Origin of the sequence: Methylocucumis oryzae (genome assembly GCF_000963695.1) — a bacterium.
GTDB classification, from domain to species: Bacteria; Pseudomonadota; Gammaproteobacteria; order Methylococcales; family Methylomonadaceae; genus Methylovulum; species Methylovulum oryzae.
On the sequence record NZ_LAJX01000116.1, the window covers coordinates 18,648 to 34,116 of the forward strand.

Here is a 15,469-nt window from a genome sequence, read left to right on the forward strand (position 1 = left end):
GGGATAAAGGAAATTTATTTCCTAGCTTTCAATAGCACAAAGTGTGCTTGCTTCATTAAAACGAGAAACGAGTTTATTCCTTATTACTCTGACCCCGGTTATACGACAGGATCGAACGAAGAGCTGTGAAAAAACGACCAAAACTCTACCCAAGACTGATGAAACCGAGGGGCAAGCACGCGAAGAAATCCTTAAGAATGCCCCCATAAGAAGCTTAAGTAAGTGCCGTTCGTATCACTGGTTTGTTTTTGCTAGTAATTTTATAGCCTCGCGTTCAAGGAGTGATTTATTCCTTGCATTTAGCAATTTTGTAATTTCTTGGAATTTAATTGTTCGCTCATTCAATGAGAACTCATTAATGAGTTCCAACCATTTCACTTGGGTCTTGTCATACCAGGCCAATTTCTGCAAGATAAGAACATCTCCGCGCAAACATTCGTTCAGATAGTATTCCCATTGATTGTCTGTTAATCGATCAAGAAGACTCTTCGTGTAAGATTGTGCTACGTTTGAAACCCCATACTGATTACCTAATTTGACAGCTAACACAGCCGACATACAAATAGGGAAAGCCGGCCACGGGATAGTTGTTCCCAGCTTTGCAAGTGCCAATATTGCTGCAGGTTCGTTGTAGAAATTGTTCATCCCGGTGTGCATGCTGATAACGTTCGCCGCTGCGGCGGCGAATGTCTGAGATCGCAGTGACTCAGGAACAAAGTCAAATCCTTGGACGCTGGTGAGCGACTTCTTCAGTGCCAAGACTGCTGGAGAAAGTCCAGCATTGACAGCTTCTGCATAGGATTGTCCAATTGCCCATTTCTCAGCGTCTCGAAGCTTTTCCCAAAGTGCGGGAATAAGTACTACGGTATTGCCAAGCGTATGTTCGAATTGTGCTCCTGACTTCGTCTTAATATTGGCCAGCAAAATACTCAACGTGGTCTTCTGGAAAAAATAAGGAGCAACCAGCAAAGTGGTGACTTCTGAATCAGTTTTTTTGAATGTCCGACTTTCTAACTGATCTCTAAAAGCTACAAACTCTACTGGAGCTATATTTCCTTCTCGGCCAAGGACTGCGTTAACACACGTTCTAAGAAATGACAGTGCTTCCTCTCGCGTCATCTCCTCAATATCGGCATCATCAATGTTTAAGCTATCGAAGTGCGCCAATAGCTCCAAATGCTGGGTCAGGCGTTTTGCATCAGTCGAGTTAATAAGACCTAGCTCTCTAGCAAGCGTAATAGCTTCATAGTTTGAAATACTGACTGTCGGAACTGAGTCCTCATCTAAATCTGCACGTCCAAGCATTTCACCAACAAACGCCATACCAAGGGATGCAAGAGCACGCTTTAATTGCGATAGTGCTTTATTGAGAACAAAGCCAGCCATCATTTCGAAAGCTTCAGACTGGAATGCCGTAACAATTTGTTTCTGATCGCGTAAGCTGAGGCTCTTGGCCACAGTCGCAATTGCTAATGCAGAGTCAGCATCCCGGGGCACAATTGTACCTGTAGGCTCTTTCCAAACAACGACGGAATTATTCATTGGGTCTTATCCTCAAGGCGATTACGATAAAATTTAATCTGCCCATCCTGTGATTTAAAAAACGCGGCATCCAATTCAGTGCCAATTAATTGTTTCATTGCAGTAAAAGCGCGGCTACGAGCACCTCCTTCTGAAGACGGGTTATCAACATTACTGCGTATGAAGGCGCGATACCCTAGAACACAACCTGCACTATTAAATATAGTAATACCGTCACTACAAATAAACCCTGAAATCAATTCGACGGCAGCTTGTAGACGGCTAACTGAAATCGCAGTTTTTCCCTCATCCAAATGTAACCTAAATCGTTCATATAAGTTAACTTTCGGATTAAGCTGAACAAAGTCTTGTAGTGTTTGAGGTAAAGTATCACTACTAGATAGAACAACTGCAATTAAAGTCCCGTGACTGTTCTTAATGGCGGATGAGAGAAGTCTCTCTACGAAACTAGAAAACATTACTCTATCTTCATCAATGTCGGCTGTAATAGTGCTAGCTAATCCCTGTATTTGTGTCTGGCTATTAAGTTCATGAACATCAATGTCGTCATTAAAACGGAACTCGATTACGCTTCCCGCGTTTGTTCGTACTTCCACCTTGTTAGTGGAGCTTTGAGCAATCTTAATGACAGGAAAGTTAATTGAAAAACCATCGTTTTCCAAGATAACCTCATCTACTGTTAGAGACGATGGGTCACTGCTCCCACAAAACACGCCGTAACGACAATTTTTATTATCATCCAACCTCTCAATGTAAATCCGCCAATTATCTCGGCAAAGCGGAGCCGCTGCTTTCAAAAGAGCAGGCCCCGCTGATTCTAGCGGCACTTCTTTCGATAATGGTACATATTCACCCACGCCAGCTCGCTGTATAAGTTCAGAAATCGAGTTGCAGATAAATACTGAAGGAGTCATAGAAACACCTTCTTCTGTGTAAGCTGCTAGCTGAGAAACAATTCCAGCAATCAGATAGGATGTACGCGTGCAGTGTAAATCAATTTCTTGAATAAGATCTGTCGTGTTTGAAATAAGATGAGACCTAAATGAAATACTTTTTTTCCGACATTATGGATGATTCCTACAAGCACAAGCTGAGAAATATATCATAAAACCTTACTTTGATGGAGAGCGAAGCTTTGGCTCAGCAATTCTCAATTTAAGCCCCCACTGATTTATGTTTGGGTAGGAATTGGAATATCGAGTCCGTTAAGCATAAACTCCATCAAATGCTGCCAACTATCAAAACAAAAATAACGCGTAAGCGCTCTTAAATCGTTAAAAAAAAGATTTCCTGCTGGCTAGTTCTTGACGGAGCAATTGGTAACATCGATCAAACCACTGCAACAGGGTATGCACCAAAAAGCCAAAATATTCAGGCTGGCCAACAAAGAAGAAAGATGTTTCTTACCGTGCCCAAAGTTATGGGCAAAGTTATAGCCGTTGTTTTTCAACGTGTTGTTATTTTCGTTTTCGATTTTCCAGCGAGTGCGACCGACACGCACAATCTCCACCACGGTGTCTGCAGTAATAGGATGATCGGTGACAAACGCATTGCGATAAATAATACCGCCGAGCTCATCGGTAATCTCAACCTCACACCAGTTAACCAGCAGCGCATCATCGCTGTCGCGTAACGGAACTTGATGAGCGAAGCGGTAACGTTCGGTCAAGCGTTGCTTACCGGTCCAGCGCTGCTTTTCTAGCACGCTAACCCATCCGAGCCGTTGAAAATCCTCGACCCATTCGTACAAGGTTGGGTGGGATTCCGGCTTACACACCAGCAAGCCATGGGGTCAGGCCTTACATTTGACGTGACACCTTCGTTTGTTTGGCGATTTTGATGCAAATTGTAAGGCCTGACCCCGCTCTCGTGAAATGAAGGTGTTTGTTGAACACGCTTGATTTAAACATATATACCGCTGTTTTCCTTGTTCGGTTTTGCCTCGCTTAGAGACCTGTGACGAACCACACTGCGGACAGCATATACTTATCGATAGGGAAGCCATTTTTGTTCTCTCTGAATTTTTAAGGTTTAATAATACATTAAGTCTACTTAAAATTTATGCATTATCCAGATAAAGAACACCACCGCTAAACGAATCTATGCGCTACGAAAATTCTCTTTTCAACGAGGAATAAAACTATGGAAACCCTGCTAATACAACTGACTAACCAAAAAACCGCAGGGCTTTTTGCATGAGTTGGAAGAACTGCAAATTATTAAAGTGTTGAAAAAAAGGTACAGACCGAACAAAGCCTGTCCAAAAAATACGCTGGTAAGTTACCATCGATTCTCGCAGATGAACTGCAAAACTATGTCGATCAAGGTCGTCAAGAATGGGAACAACACAATATTTGATTGACAGTAATGCTGTCATTGACTATCTGGGCAACAAACTTCCATTTTCCGGTATGATGTTTATGGACGGCGTTATTGACGACATCCCTATTGTTTCGGTTATCACAAAAATCGAAATACTGGGTTTTAATGCGCCAGATGAACATTATGCGTTGCTTACCGATTTTATGAACGACGCGACGGTATTGGATTTAACAGCCGACATTGTCGCTAAAACCATTGCTCTACGAGAATGGTCGATAAGCAAACCGCCTTCGAGGCATACCAATGGCTTTGCTATCCCGAAGCCTCTCTACACACTCCCAGGAAAATCCCTGCTTATCATTAGGAAAACTCCCCGTTTTGTTTCAAATAACAGCTGCGATAATGCGAGCTTTTAGGTGAAGTATGAAAAACGGATTTAAGGCATTAATCGTTTTGTTGGTTATGACGGGTTCGGCGTTTTGCCCATGGACCAACGCCGCAGAAAGCTAAAGCGACGATAGATATTCAAGCGTCGGTGAGTCAAGTTTGGGCGTTGGTTAAACAATTCGATGCTATTGCTAAATGGCATCCTGAGCTAAAACACAGTACGGGTGATGGGCAGCTAGCGTCAGGTGGTAGTCGAACGGTGGAGTTTAAAAAAGGTGGGGAATTGACTGAAGAACTAGATTTTTATAGTGAGCAAGACCATGAATACAGTTATCGGCTAAAAAAAGAAAATCCAGCGGTTTTTCCGGTCAGTTCTTATTCCGTGACGGTACAAGTGCTGCCAGGTGCTAGTGATAATAGCAGTCAAGTGGTGTTGAAAAGCCGTTTTTATCGAGGTGATACCGGCAATAACCCTGCGCCTGAGCAAAATGACGAAGCGGCTGTTAAAGCGATGAATGATTTTTTCACTCATGGTTTAAGTGGTTTAAAAGCTGCGTTGGAAACGGCGCAATAAGGTAGCTTTAAATAATGATAGAGGAGTACACACCTCGTGTACCCCTTTATTTTATTTACTGATTGATTCGGAAATATCAATTAACCCCTGGCGCGTTGCTAATAACGTTAATTCGGCTAAGGTCGATACCCCTAGTTTTTCCTTAATCGTTGTGCCGTGATTACACACGGTTTTATAGCTTAAACACAGCTTTTCGGCGGCTTTATGTGTGGTATAGCCGTTGGCTAGTAAACAAAATACATCAAATTCTCTGGGTGATAGTTGCTGAATTTTCTCAGCTTCGTCTTGTCCGGCTGTCATCGTGACGGCCAGTTGTTGTGCGATTTCTGGTTCGACAAACGTACCGCCTTGGATGATTTTACTGACGGCGGCAATGAGTGTTTCTGGCATACTGCTTTTGGTGATATAGCCTTTGGCTCCGGCTTTTAAAGCACGCGTCACATAGACCAAATCGCAATGAATGCTAAACACTAAAATTCTGGCGTGAGCATCGCGGGCAATAATACGTCGTATGGTTTCATAGCCGCCAATGCCCGGCATCGATAAGTCTAAAATCACCAAATCCGGTTGCTGTTGGCTGTATAGTTGGCAAGCGGTTTCACCTCTATCTGCTTCATAAATAAGGCCAATATTGTCGGCTAATGCTAAATACGCTTTATACCCAGTTCTAACCACAGCATGGTCATCGACTAATAACACATTAATTTTTTCAGGCATGGCGTTTCCAGTACGGGTAAAAAACCATGATGCCGTGATTTAGCCGACTTAGCCACGGGAGAAATTCACTTTTGTCGAGATTCGGAACTTTTTCCTAGGTAAATCCCGCACTTTTTCCCACAGCGTTTAAGGCTTATTCCTTAACAGCCGCTGCAGTAACTCACTTACCATAATGCTCCATAGCCGGGCGCTCATCCCCCTTACGTTGATCAAGCGAGCCGATAGTGGCGCCTGGCTAGACCTTAACAATAAAAACATCCAACACTGGAGGAATTATGCCGATTTTTAAATTTGCCCCTAACGCCGGACGCACGCTATTAGCGGCGGGTGTTTTGCTGGCGCTGGTGCAACCTGCTGAGGCGAATAAAGAACTGGAGCGACTCTCACGCCAAAATACTAACTGGGTCATGCAGACTAAGGATTATAGCGCGACGCATTTTAGCGAGTTGTACGACATTAATATTACTAATGTTAAAAATTTAAAAGTCGCATGGTCGTTTTCGACAGGGGTGTTAAACGGCCATGAAGGCGGGCCGCTAGTGGTCGATGGCATTATGTATGTCCATACGCCGTATCCGAATAATATTTTTGCCATTGATTTAAACGAGCCAGATAAGATTTTATGGGAGTTTAAACCTAAACAAAATCCGGCGGCTAGAGCTGTTGCCTGTTGTGACGTTGTTAACCGTGGTTTAGCGTATGCGCCAGAAGGTAAAGATTATCCGGCGACGATTTTCTTAAACCAGTTAGATGGTCATCTGGTCGCGCTCAATGCGAAAACGGGTGAGATGTTATGGAAAATGGAGAACTCTGATATTGCGATGGGTTCGACCTTAACGATTGCACCGTTTGTTGTTAAAGATAAAGTCATTGTCGGTAGCTCCGGTGCTGAGCTTGGCGTGCGCGGCTATGCGACGGCGTATAGCATTAAAGATGGCAAGCAACAATGGCGAGTCTATGCAACCGGTCCTGATGAAGATATTAAATTGGCAAAAAACTTTAACAGCGCCAATCCGCATTACGGTCAATTCGGCTTAGGTTTAAAAACCTGGGAAGGCGATGCATGGAAAATCGGTGGCGGCACCAACTGGGGTTGGTATGCGTATGATAGCGATTTAGAAATGTTGTATTACGGTTCAGGCAACCCTGCGCCGTGGAATGAAACCATGCGTCCGGGCGATAACAAATGGACGATGACCATTTGGGGTCGTGATGTTAATACGGGCGAAGCAAAATTCGGCTATCAAAAAAACGCCTCATGATGAATGGGATTACGCCGGTGTCAACTACATGGGCTTATCTGAGCAAATGGTTGATGGCAAGAAAACTAAATTGTTAACTCATCCAGACCGTAACGGTATTGTTTACACGCTAAACCGCGAAAACGGCGATTTAGTCAATGCGTTTAAAATCGATGATACCGTTAACTGGGTGAAAAAAGTCGATTTAAAAACCGGTTTACCGGTGCGCGATCCTGAATATTCAACGCACATGGATCATGAAGCCAAAGGTATTTGTCCATCAGCGATGGGTTATCACAACCAAGGCATAGAGTCTTACGATCCGAACAAAAAATTATTCTTTATGGGTATTAACCATATCTGTATGGATTGGGAACCGTTCATGTTGCCGTATCGTGCAGGCCAATTCTTCGTAGGTGCGACATTAAACATGTACCCAGGTCCTAAAGGCACTTTAGGTCAAGTTAAGGCGATGAATTCCGTTACCGGCGAATTTGAATGGGAAGTTAAAGAAAAATTCGCCGTTTGGGGCGGTACGATGGCAACGGCAGGTGATTTAGTGTTTTACGGTACGCTAGATGGTTATATCAAAGCGTTAAACTCTAAAACCGGTGAAGAGTTGTGGAAGTTTTAAATTGCCTTCAGGCGTCATTGGCCATCCCATCACGTATTTACATAATGGCAAACAGTACTTGGCGATTTATTACGGCGTTGGTGGCTGGCCAGGTGTGGGCTTAGTTTTTGACTTAAAAGACCCGACGGCAGGCTTAGGTGCGGTAGGTGCGTTTAAAGAGTTAGCGCATTACACGCAAATGGGCGGCGGCGTTATGGTGTTCTCGCTATAGAACAGTAGGTTGGGGTAGTGATACCCCAGCCATTCCTCGAGTCATATCCGAAGTCTATGAAAAAATTAAGTATTGTTTTAAGTTGTTTAGCGGTGTTGTCTGCAACAAAGGTCAGTGCCGATGCAGACACGCTTAAAGTTTGCGCTGCTGAAGATGAAATGCCTTATTCCAATAATAAAGGTGAGGGGTTTGAAAACAAGCTCGCGTCATTATTAGGTCAGGCACTTAATAAAAAAAGTCCAGTATGTGTATTGGACTGATCCGCGTTATTTCATTCGCGATACGTTAGATAAAGGGTTGTGCGATGTGGTCATGGGTGTCGATACCGGAGACCCAAGAGTATCAACCAGCATGCCTTATTACCGCTCTGGCTATGTGTTTATTACCCAGAAACAAAAAACCGAGGTACAGACGTGGGATAGCCCAGTATTAAAGCAAGCGCAACGTATTGCATTTGTACCGGGTTCACCGGCTGAAGTGATGTTAAGAGCGATTGGTCGTTATAACGATATGTTTAATTACTCACAAGAATTGGTGGGCTTTAAATCTAAGCGCAATCAATATGTGAAATATGACAACGAAAAATTAGTTAACGAAGTCGCTTCAGGTCATGCTGAGGTTGCTGTGTTATGGGGGCCTGCGGCAGCGCGTTATGTTAAAGCGGCGGCAACGCCCTTAGCCATGACGGTTATTCCCGATAACAACACGCGTGCCGATGGTATGAAAGTGGGACATCATTACAGTTCTTCAATCGGTGTGCGTAAAGGTGATAACGCGTTACTGGCACAAATCAATCACGTCATTCAATCTAAGCAACAAGATATAAAGACTATTTTAGCCGCTGAAGGTATGCCTTTACTTTCTGACGACACTGTTGCTGTAGCAGATAAGCATTAGGAAGATTATGAAATTTACAATGATAACTATCGCTGTGTTAGCGGCATTATGCACGGTTCCTGCGCAAGCCGATATTAGCTTACATCATGCGATTACTGGCGAAGCGCTGGATTTAAGCTTTGCTAAAAAAGGTGGTAACACCGAGGTATTTAAGCAATTTTTTACAAACGGGTAAAAAATCCTTATAACGGTAACAAAGAAGCTATAGAAAAAGGTAAAAGTTTATATATGACGGGGTGTTCAGGCTGTCATGGTCACGAGGCTGAGGGTAAATTAGGGCCTGGACTCGCTGACGATTATTGGACGTATCCTAGAAATGCCACCGATCAAGGCTTATTTGAGCTGTTGTTTGGCGGAGCTAACGGCATGATGGGCCCGCAATATGTGAATTTTACGACGGATGAAATGTTGCACATCATGGCGTTTATCCGTGACATCTATCAAGGTGATCCGAAAAAAGCCAAGTGGTTAACCCAATAACAATAACAGGAGAGAGCTATGAAATCATTTATCTTAATAGCAGCGTTAGTGTTGCCTATGTCAGTGTTTGCCTATGATGGCACACATTGTAAAGAAGCGGGGGTGTGCTGGGAGCCAAAACCTGGATTCCCAGATAAAGTCGCTGGCAGTAAATATGATCCTAAACACGACGTGAACGAGTTAAATAAACAAGCTCAGTCTATTAAAGAAATGGAAGCCCGCAATGAAAAACGCTGGCAACATTTCAATAAAACAGGCAAGTTTGTTTATGATGTCGAAGAGATTCAATAAACATCAACCTTGTACGGCATAAACGCCCCCTTGTTAATGCCGGGTACACCGCTAGTGGATTTGCTAGCGGTGGTTTTTTTCAATTAAGAATCTCAGTTATGATCGACTCAAGCTTAAGCGATTGGCGCGATGCCGCTTTGCGCTTTGAACATCAACTCAATCAAATCATCGTAGGTCAAGCTCAAGCGATTCGCTATATCATTCTTGCCGTATTTGCGCGGGGGCATGTGCTGCTAGAAGGCCCTGTTGGTGTCGGTAAAACCACGTTGTTAAAAGCCGTTGCGCAAGGTTTAGGTGGCGATTATCAACGTATAGAAGGTGCTATCGATTTATTACCTGCCGACTTACTTTATTACACGTATTTAGACCAGAACGGTAAGCCGCGCGTCGATGCCGGTCCTTTACTTAAGCAACGCGAACGCTTAACTACGTTTTTTTTCAATGAAATTAATCGCGCTAGGCCGCAAGTCCATGCGGTGCTATTACGGGCGATGGCTGAGCGTAGTGTGCAAGCGTTTAACCAAGTGTATGACTTACCGCATTTATTGGTGTTTGCTGACAGAAACCAAGTCGAGCGCGAGGAAACGTTTGAATTACCGGCCGCTGCGAAAGATAGGTTTATGTTTGAGATTGGCATTCAGGTGCCGACACAAACTGATGTATTAACCGAGCTAATGTTTAATACGCGTTATCACGACAGCGACCGATTAGTCGCCAGTATGCCAAACGCAGGTCTGGCGTATGACCGCTTGAATGATATAGCCGAGGCTATTCAAGGTCATTTGTATAGCTCAGATAGTTTGCGCACGTATGCATTGCACTTATGGCAAGCCACGCATAACCCTCAACGTTTTTGGCATACAGTTAAGCGATGTGGTGATGGAGCAATTGATTCAAGCAGGCGCAAGCCCGCGTGGTATGAGCTTTTTAATCCGGGCGGCGAAGACCCAAGCTTGGTTGGTAGGTCGTGACTTTGTCTTGCCTGAAGATGTGCAAGCTGTTTTTAACGTGACCGTTGCACACCGCATATTTTTAACGGCTCGATATGCCTATAAACAAGAATTAGTAAAAAATGAGCTAATGGCTGGAATTTTAAAACATATTGCGGCGCCTTAGAGGCTCCCTGCCATTGAGTTAAAAGAATATCGCAAACCAACCTACATTTACTTTTCGTCACCGAAATAACAACAATAATCTAAACGCTGATGATGTTATGAACCTTAAAGACTTTACCCAATTAATCGACCAAACACGCTTACGCCAAGCCTGTTTAAGCTATATAGGCTTAGGTGTGTTATTAGTCGTAATCGCTGAAATTTTGGATAAACAAGAACCAGAGCCTTATGCGGCGTATTATGTAGGGGCTATTAACGAAGCGATAAGCCTAGGTTTTTGGAATTGCTCACTATTATCGGTCTATTAGGGCTATGCGTGACCATACCGGTCTGGTATGGCGCAAGTCGTTATGGTCATTGGCAAGGTATCGCGAGTTATTGTCGAGCCATAACCCATCATGTTATTACGTTGACTTTTGCCTTAGCGGCTATTGCGTTAGGTATTTTAACCCCGCAAATCTTATTTGGCATTGCCGATACCGGTTATGTTACGTTATGGCAAACATTGTTACTAGACAGTCCACGCATCGTAGTCTTGCTATCTGTAGCAGGCTTAGCGTATGGCTTAGGTTTATTAGCTCAGGCCACGGAAACTCACGATAACCGTGTTTTTGATTGGCTCATTCAGTTGCCTGGTCGGTACTTATGGCCGACACAAGGCTTAGTGGCTACGCTATTAATTGCTATTTTATTAGGCCAACAATAACGCTATGTCGTTAATTCAATACCGCTTTGCCGGTCATAGCCGCGCTATTTACCCAGGGGCGCACAAAAGTCGTGCCCAAGGCGATGGTTTATTGTTTAAGCACCATCAACCGCTAATGGCTTATCCTGACCCAAGACGCATAGATTTACGGGCTAGCGTATTGGATATGTTTGAGCAGTATCAAGTACGCATCAGTGAACAAAACCGGCTTATCGATGTGGTGTTAATCGTCGATTTATCCGCATCTATGCAACCTCAGCAAGCTTTCATTACCGCGTTTTGCCACACACTCGCTGAATCCGCGTTGGCTTATGGCGATACCTTTAGTTTCTACGGTGTAGGGCAGGGTGAAGAGCCTTCACTTAGGCTAGTCAAAACTAAGCAAATAGGACTTATTGACGAGTTATTTCGCCGTGAAGCTATTAACTGGGCTAAGCAAACGCCGAATTGGTTAGCACTACTGCCTTTTTTACCTAAAACGTCCGGCACTGATTTTTTTATTATCAGATTTTTATTTTGCATTAGACGAATTGAAACCGTTATTAGCGTTACTACCACAACACGATGTCGTACCGTTGGCATTGTCTCGTTCTGCAGACTATGAAGGTTTACCTGATTGGGGACTTTGGCATGTACAAGACCGAGAAACTCAGCAACAGAAAACGCTTTTGTTATATCCAGGTTTTAATAAAAAATTACGCAACGCTATGCAGGTTAGACGTGAGCATGTTCGACGCTTTTTTAGCGGTTTTGGCGCAGAAGCGTTATTTTTGCAAAATAGGTTTAAACCGGAATACATCACAGAATATTTTTTACAACGGCAGCCACTATGAGAGCGTGGGTTATTTTATTGCTGTGTTGTCTGACGGCTTGTAGTGATAGCGTAACGAGTCAGGTACGGTTATTAACGCCTAGACCGTTTGGTTATGTACTCGGCGATACCTTACGTCATCAAGTGCTTATTACAACGGATAATGGCGTTAAACTCGATAAAAACAGTTTACCTAAGCCTGGCCAGCTTAATCGCTGGCTACAATTAAATGCGTTGAATGCACATGAGGAATCTATTGGTGGTGGACATACACGTTATCGCATAGATTTAACGTATCAAGTGTTTTATGCGCCGCTGGAAGTAAAAATGCTGACGATACCGGCGTTTAATGTGGTGTTACAGCAAGGTCAACATCACGCCGAACAAGCCGTGCCTGCCTGGTCGTTTACCCTTTCGCCGTTACGCGAATTAGCGGTTAGAAAAGACGAGACCGGCGAATACATGCGGCCTGATGCGTTAGTGCCATTACTTTCCAGCGACGCAGCATGGACAAATGCGTTAATTGCATTTTTTATGATGTTGCTCAGCGGTGGTTATTTAATGAGCAGCTATGGTTATTTGGCTAGATTTAACCAAAAGCGTGTATTCAAACCGGCTTATCAGCGCTTGCTGCGCTTGACCGATAAGCAGTTAGATGAGGGGTTTGCGCTGGTTCATGGCGCGCTTAATCAAATTTATGGGCAGCCGTTATTTCAAGCTCAATTAGCCGAGTTTTTCTATCAACATGCGGAATATCAAAAGTTAAAGACAGACCTAGCAGAGTTTTTTGATTTATCGAATCGCTACTTTTTTGGCACGAGTACCTTAACTGGGCATGAAGTTGTGACTCGCTTACAACAGTTATGCCTGCAATGCGCGCGCATAGAGCAAGGTGAGGCATGACATTCGCGTTTAACCAGCCAGCGTGGTTGCTTGCGCTAGCTTTTGTATTACTGCCGCTAGGGCTTATCGGGGCTAAGACTAGTCGCTATGCATGGTTAGGCTTAATTCCGGCTGATGCAGGGGCGATTAGCGTTACGGTTATCCTTAAGTTTCTGGGTGCTACCGCTCTATTCACGTTGGTTTTGGGCTTAGCCGGCTTACATACGACTGGACAAGTGTTAGAACGCATTGGGTTGGGTGCCAATATTGTGTTATTGCTAGATCGTAGCAATAGTATGGATAACAGTTTTGCAGGCAGCTTACCTGATGGTGGACAAGAGTCAAAAGCCGCTGCTGCGCGTCGATTATTAAAATCGTTTATCAATGAACGCCCGCATGATTTATTAGGCATTGTCGAATACAGCACATCGCCGTTATTTGTTTTACCGCTAACCGATAATAAACAAGCGTTACAGGCCGCTATCGACGCCACCACCTTGCCTGCACTGGCGTATACCCATGTGAGTAAAGGGTTAAGCATGGCGTTAAGTTTATTTGATAAGCCGGACTTAACCGGTTCGCGTATGGTGTTATTGGTTTCCGATGGTGCGGCGGCGATTGATGCGAGCAGCGAATTAGCGTTAAGACAGTATTTCAAACAACAACAAGTACGTTTTGTACTGGTTGTTCTTACGAAGCTCTAATAGCCCAGGTATTTTTGATTTACCTAGCGACAAACGCGACGATAACGCGCAAGTGATGCCAGAGCGGCATTTACATTTATTTTTCCAAAGTTTAAATATTCCTTATAAAGCCTATCAAGCTGAAACCCCTGATGCGATGCGGCAGGCAATAGCGGATATTGATAAGCTAGAGCAAACACCGTTGTATTATCAAGAACAACGACCCAAACACGATTTATCTGGTATCTGCTATGGCGTGGCACTGAGCTGTATCAGTTTGTTATTGCTAGCAAAGTTCATGGAGTGGCGCGATGAGAACAGCGTATAAACGTGGGTTGGCTTACTTAGTATTGGGGATAAGTGCTAGTGTATGGGGCTGGCAGGCATTAGACATCATGCGAAATGCCGAAACCAATGCGTTGATAAATGATTATGCTAAAGGTTTAGAGCCTGCCATCGGTAATTTACGTCAGGCAAAACCTGAAGTGTTACTAGCTAGGGCGTTGTTTTTAAAACAACATAAGCGCTATGACGATGCGTTGGCAGCATTGAGCTTAACGAGCGGCTTTACTGAGCCTAGATTGCAAGTGTTGCTACGCTATAATTTAGGCAATATCTATTTAGAACAAGCTGTGGCCAAAGCCGAAACGATGAGCATTAATGATGCTATGCCTTTAGTCGCACTCGCTAAACAAGCGTATAGACAAGCGTTGAGCATAGACAGCCACTATTGGGATGCTAAATACAATTTAGAAGTCGCTATGCGCTTATTGCCTGAAATGGACAAAATCAATAGCGGCGATGATGAGAATCCACCGAATAAAAAAGCGCCGTTATGGACCACGGTGCCGGGTTTTCCTAGAGGTTTACCCTAGTGCGTAGGATTTATTGTTATAGGGATTATCGCTTTTATGCGTTGCTATTCGCCTGGTGTTTGCTTGTCGCAGGCTTCATCAAGCCGACGCTACGACAACCACAAGCCGTATACGATTATACGTTTATTATCGATATAACCCGCAGTATGAATGCGGAAGATTATAGTGAGGACAAACAGCCGGTAAGCCGCTTAACGTTTGTTAAACACCAACTGCAGGCCGTATTAAAAGAATTACCTTGTCAATCACGCGTAGGTCTAGGCGTGTTTACTGAGCGGCGCACGACGTTATTATTTCAGCCTATTGAAGTGTGCCAAGGCTATAACGAGCTTATCGCTACGTTGGCTAGCTTGGATTGGCGCATGGCTTGGGCGGCAGATAGCCGAATTGCTAGCGGTCTGCATCATGCAATGACTGTGTTACCGACTAGCCAAGTGATTTTTATTACCGATGGTCATGAAGCGCCGCCGTTAAACCCGCGTTATCAAGCTGATTTTTCCGCGCTTAAAGGTAAGAGAAAAGGTGTCATCTTAGGGGTAGGTGACTTAGCGTTAACGGCAATTCCTAAATTTAATGCTCAAGGCCAACGTCAAGGCGTGTATCAAGCCGAGGATGTGCCGCATCGTTCGACCTTTGGTGAGTCTGATTTAAATCCTGAAAAAATCGCTGGTTATAATGCCAGAAACGCACCGTTTGGCAATGAGGCGGTGGTTGGCAACGAGCATTTAACGTCATTAAAACAAGATTATTTACAAAGCTTAGCCGAACAGAGCGGCTTAGCCTATCAGCGCTTAGAGGATAGCGATAGCTTAAGACAGGCGTTGTTTAACCCAGAATTAGCCCAGTTCATCCCGGCGAATGTCGATATTCGCTCTGGCTATGCCTTAGCGGCTGCGTTGTTGTTAATAAGTGTGTATTGGCCTTTTAGGCGGAACAATGCCAAGTAGGGACAGGACGTTTAGAGAGCAGGTGTTGGCAGCAGGGATGCTGCCGCCAAGCCTACAGGGATGTATTTACGGCGTCCTCGGCAACTGCTCCTGCGTTGCCCTACTACACGCCATCCCTGGCGTTATGCGCTCTGAATGTCCTGGCCCTACTTAA

General features: G+C 44.2%; 21 protein-coding genes and 2 pseudogenes. 18 read left to right on the top strand and 5 right to left on the bottom strand.

Going from position 1 to position 15,469, the window contains the following annotated elements; all coding sequences use genetic code 11:
- Positions 1 to 234: 234 nt before the first annotated feature.
- The 4 genes from VZ94_RS11775 to VZ94_RS32755 form a co-directional block, all read right to left on the bottom strand.
- Positions 235 to 1,542 carry a hypothetical protein gene (locus VZ94_RS11775; RefSeq protein WP_045779373.1) on the bottom strand — a complete coding sequence of 436 codons (1,308 nt, stop codon included), beginning with the start codon at positions 1,540 to 1,542 and terminating at the stop codon, positions 235 to 237.
- On the bottom strand, positions 1,539 to 2,456 hold the full coding sequence (locus VZ94_RS11780) for a hypothetical protein (protein WP_045779374.1): 918 nt from the start codon (positions 2,454 to 2,456) through the stop codon (positions 1,539 to 1,541). The genes VZ94_RS11775 and VZ94_RS11780 overlap by 4 nt, the downstream gene beginning before the upstream one ends.
- A 383-nt stretch (positions 2,457 to 2,839) precedes the next feature.
- Entirely contained in the window at positions 2,840 to 3,292 is a 453-nt protein-coding gene (locus tag VZ94_RS11785; protein WP_082081589.1) for a hypothetical protein, read from the bottom strand.
- Between the two features lie 42 nt (positions 3,293 to 3,334).
- Positions 3,335 to 3,547 carry an IS1/IS1595 family N-terminal zinc-binding domain-containing protein gene (locus VZ94_RS32755; protein WP_082081590.1) on the bottom strand — a complete coding sequence of 71 codons (213 nt, stop codon included), beginning with the start codon at positions 3,545 to 3,547 and terminating at the stop codon, positions 3,335 to 3,337.
- A gap of 331 nt (positions 3,548 to 3,878) precedes the next feature.
- On the opposite strand from VZ94_RS32755, the gene VZ94_RS22930 reads away from it, so the two are divergent.
- Positions 3,879 to 4,280, top strand: coding sequence for a PIN domain-containing protein (locus VZ94_RS22930; RefSeq protein ID WP_052700471.1), 402 nt, complete (start codon positions 3,879 to 3,881; stop codon positions 4,278 to 4,280).
- 119 nt (positions 4,281 to 4,399) lie between these two features.
- A complete protein-coding gene (locus VZ94_RS11795) occupies positions 4,400 to 4,825 on the top strand; it encodes an SRPBCC family protein (RefSeq protein WP_239649879.1) in 426 nt (141 codons plus the stop codon).
- A 51-nt stretch (positions 4,826 to 4,876) separates the two neighbouring features.
- On the opposite strand, the gene VZ94_RS11800 is transcribed toward VZ94_RS11795, so the two are convergent.
- Positions 4,877 to 5,542, bottom strand: a complete 666-nt coding sequence (locus tag VZ94_RS11800) for a response regulator (protein WP_045779375.1) — start codon at positions 5,540 to 5,542, stop codon at positions 4,877 to 4,879.
- A 275-nt stretch (positions 5,543 to 5,817) separates the two neighbouring features.
- Between VZ94_RS11800 and VZ94_RS11805 the strand changes: the two are divergent.
- The 16 genes and pseudogenes from VZ94_RS11805 (at position 5,818) to VZ94_RS11860 (ending at position 15,315) form a co-directional block, all read left to right on the top strand.
- Positions 5,818 to 7,628: pseudogene (locus VZ94_RS11805) on the top strand (methanol/ethanol family PQQ-dependent dehydrogenase).
- Between the two features lie 56 nt (positions 7,629 to 7,684).
- A complete protein-coding gene (locus VZ94_RS32075; RefSeq protein ID WP_338040375.1) occupies positions 7,685 to 7,888 on the top strand; it encodes a hypothetical protein in 204 nt (67 codons plus the stop codon).
- Positions 7,875 to 8,525: a methanol oxidation system protein MoxJ gene (moxJ, locus tag VZ94_RS11810; RefSeq protein WP_338040376.1), complete on the top strand. Its 651-nt coding sequence runs from the start codon at positions 7,875 to 7,877 to the stop codon at positions 8,523 to 8,525. Before VZ94_RS32075 ends, moxJ begins: the two co-directional genes overlap by 14 nt.
- Before the next feature lie 7 nt (positions 8,526 to 8,532).
- Positions 8,533 to 9,005 (top strand): annotated as a pseudogene (moxG, locus tag VZ94_RS11815) (cytochrome c(L), periplasmic).
- Between the two features lie 18 nt (positions 9,006 to 9,023).
- Positions 9,024 to 9,296: a methanol dehydrogenase [cytochrome c] subunit gene (locus VZ94_RS11820; RefSeq protein WP_045779376.1), complete on the top strand. Its 273-nt coding sequence runs from the start codon at positions 9,024 to 9,026 to the stop codon at positions 9,294 to 9,296.
- 98 nt (positions 9,297 to 9,394) lie between these two features.
- The gene (locus VZ94_RS11825; protein ID WP_338040377.1) at positions 9,395 to 10,267 is read left to right on the top strand and encodes an AAA family ATPase; all 873 of its coding nucleotides are present in this window, start codon (positions 9,395 to 9,397) and stop codon (positions 10,265 to 10,267) included.
- Complete coding sequence (locus VZ94_RS32080) at positions 10,215 to 10,412, top strand: hypothetical protein (protein ID WP_338040378.1); 198 nt, start codon at positions 10,215 to 10,217, stop codon at positions 10,410 to 10,412. Before VZ94_RS11825 ends, VZ94_RS32080 begins: the two co-directional genes overlap by 53 nt.
- A gap of 97 nt (positions 10,413 to 10,509) precedes the next feature.
- Positions 10,510 to 10,719, top strand: coding sequence for a hypothetical protein (locus VZ94_RS11830; RefSeq protein WP_045779377.1), 210 nt, complete (start codon positions 10,510 to 10,512; stop codon positions 10,717 to 10,719).
- A gap of 8 nt (positions 10,720 to 10,727) precedes the next feature.
- Complete coding sequence (locus tag VZ94_RS11835) at positions 10,728 to 11,117, top strand: hypothetical protein (protein WP_045779378.1); 390 nt, start codon at positions 10,728 to 10,730, stop codon at positions 11,115 to 11,117.
- A gap of 4 nt (positions 11,118 to 11,121) precedes the next feature.
- Positions 11,122 to 11,721 (top strand): DUF58 domain-containing protein, encoded by a 600-nt coding sequence (locus tag VZ94_RS11840; protein WP_052700472.1) that lies wholly within the window; start codon positions 11,122 to 11,124, stop codon positions 11,719 to 11,721.
- Complete coding sequence (locus VZ94_RS22935; RefSeq protein WP_052700473.1) at positions 11,699 to 11,950, top strand: hypothetical protein; 252 nt, start codon at positions 11,699 to 11,701, stop codon at positions 11,948 to 11,950. Before VZ94_RS11840 ends, VZ94_RS22935 begins: the two co-directional genes overlap by 23 nt.
- Positions 11,947 to 12,831 (top strand): hypothetical protein, encoded by an 885-nt coding sequence (locus VZ94_RS11845; protein ID WP_052700474.1) that lies wholly within the window; start codon positions 11,947 to 11,949, stop codon positions 12,829 to 12,831. Before VZ94_RS22935 ends, VZ94_RS11845 begins: the two co-directional genes overlap by 4 nt.
- Positions 12,828 to 13,514 (top strand): vWA domain-containing protein, encoded by a 687-nt coding sequence (locus VZ94_RS11850; protein ID WP_338040379.1) that lies wholly within the window; start codon positions 12,828 to 12,830, stop codon positions 13,512 to 13,514. The genes VZ94_RS11845 and VZ94_RS11850 overlap by 4 nt, the downstream gene beginning before the upstream one ends.
- Entirely contained in the window at positions 13,486 to 13,821 is a 336-nt protein-coding gene (locus tag VZ94_RS32085) for a hypothetical protein (protein WP_338040380.1), read from the top strand. Before VZ94_RS11850 ends, VZ94_RS32085 begins: the two co-directional genes overlap by 29 nt.
- Entirely contained in the window at positions 13,805 to 14,368 is a 564-nt protein-coding gene (locus VZ94_RS11855; protein WP_045779379.1) for an MxaK protein, read from the top strand. The genes VZ94_RS32085 and VZ94_RS11855 overlap by 17 nt, the downstream gene beginning before the upstream one ends.
- Complete coding sequence (locus tag VZ94_RS11860) at positions 14,368 to 15,315, top strand: vWA domain-containing protein (protein ID WP_082081594.1); 948 nt, start codon at positions 14,368 to 14,370, stop codon at positions 15,313 to 15,315. The genes VZ94_RS11855 and VZ94_RS11860 overlap by 1 nt, the downstream gene beginning before the upstream one ends.
- The last annotated feature ends 154 nt before the right edge of the window (positions 15,316 to 15,469 follow it).

Excerpts from the sequence above, each read along its gene's own strand:
- VZ94_RS11775 (WP_045779373.1), bottom strand. The coding sequence starts at position 1,542 with ATGAATAATTCCGTCGTTGTTTGGAAAGAGCCTACAGGTACAATTGTG.
- VZ94_RS11780 (WP_045779374.1), bottom strand. The coding sequence starts at position 2,456 with ATGACTCCTTCAGTATTTATCTGCAACTCGATTTCTGAACTTATACAG.
- VZ94_RS32755 (WP_082081590.1), bottom strand. The coding sequence starts at position 3,547 with ATGGCTTCCCTATCGATAAGTATATGCTGTCCGCAGTGTGGTTCGTCA.
- VZ94_RS22930 (WP_052700471.1), top strand. The coding sequence starts at position 3,879 with ATGGGAACAACACAATATTTGATTGACAGTAATGCTGTCATTGACTAT.
- VZ94_RS11800 (WP_045779375.1), bottom strand. The coding sequence starts at position 5,542 with ATGCCTGAAAAAATTAATGTGTTATTAGTCGATGACCATGCTGTGGTT.
- VZ94_RS32075 (WP_338040375.1), top strand. The coding sequence starts at position 7,685 with ATGAAAAAATTAAGTATTGTTTTAAGTTGTTTAGCGGTGTTGTCTGCA.
- VZ94_RS11820 (WP_045779376.1), top strand. The coding sequence starts at position 9,024 with ATGAAATCATTTATCTTAATAGCAGCGTTAGTGTTGCCTATGTCAGTG.
- VZ94_RS11825 (WP_338040377.1), top strand. The coding sequence starts at position 9,395 with ATGATCGACTCAAGCTTAAGCGATTGGCGCGATGCCGCTTTGCGCTTT.
- VZ94_RS32080 (WP_338040378.1), top strand. The coding sequence starts at position 10,215 with ATGAGCTTTTTAATCCGGGCGGCGAAGACCCAAGCTTGGTTGGTAGGT.
- VZ94_RS11830 (WP_045779377.1), top strand. The coding sequence starts at position 10,510 with ATGAACCTTAAAGACTTTACCCAATTAATCGACCAAACACGCTTACGC.
- VZ94_RS11840 (WP_052700472.1), top strand. The coding sequence starts at position 11,122 with ATGTCGTTAATTCAATACCGCTTTGCCGGTCATAGCCGCGCTATTTAC.
- VZ94_RS11845 (WP_052700474.1), top strand. The coding sequence starts at position 11,947 with ATGAGAGCGTGGGTTATTTTATTGCTGTGTTGTCTGACGGCTTGTAGT.
- VZ94_RS11850 (WP_338040379.1), top strand. The coding sequence starts at position 12,828 with ATGACATTCGCGTTTAACCAGCCAGCGTGGTTGCTTGCGCTAGCTTTT.
- VZ94_RS11855 (WP_045779379.1), top strand. The coding sequence starts at position 13,805 with ATGAGAACAGCGTATAAACGTGGGTTGGCTTACTTAGTATTGGGGATA.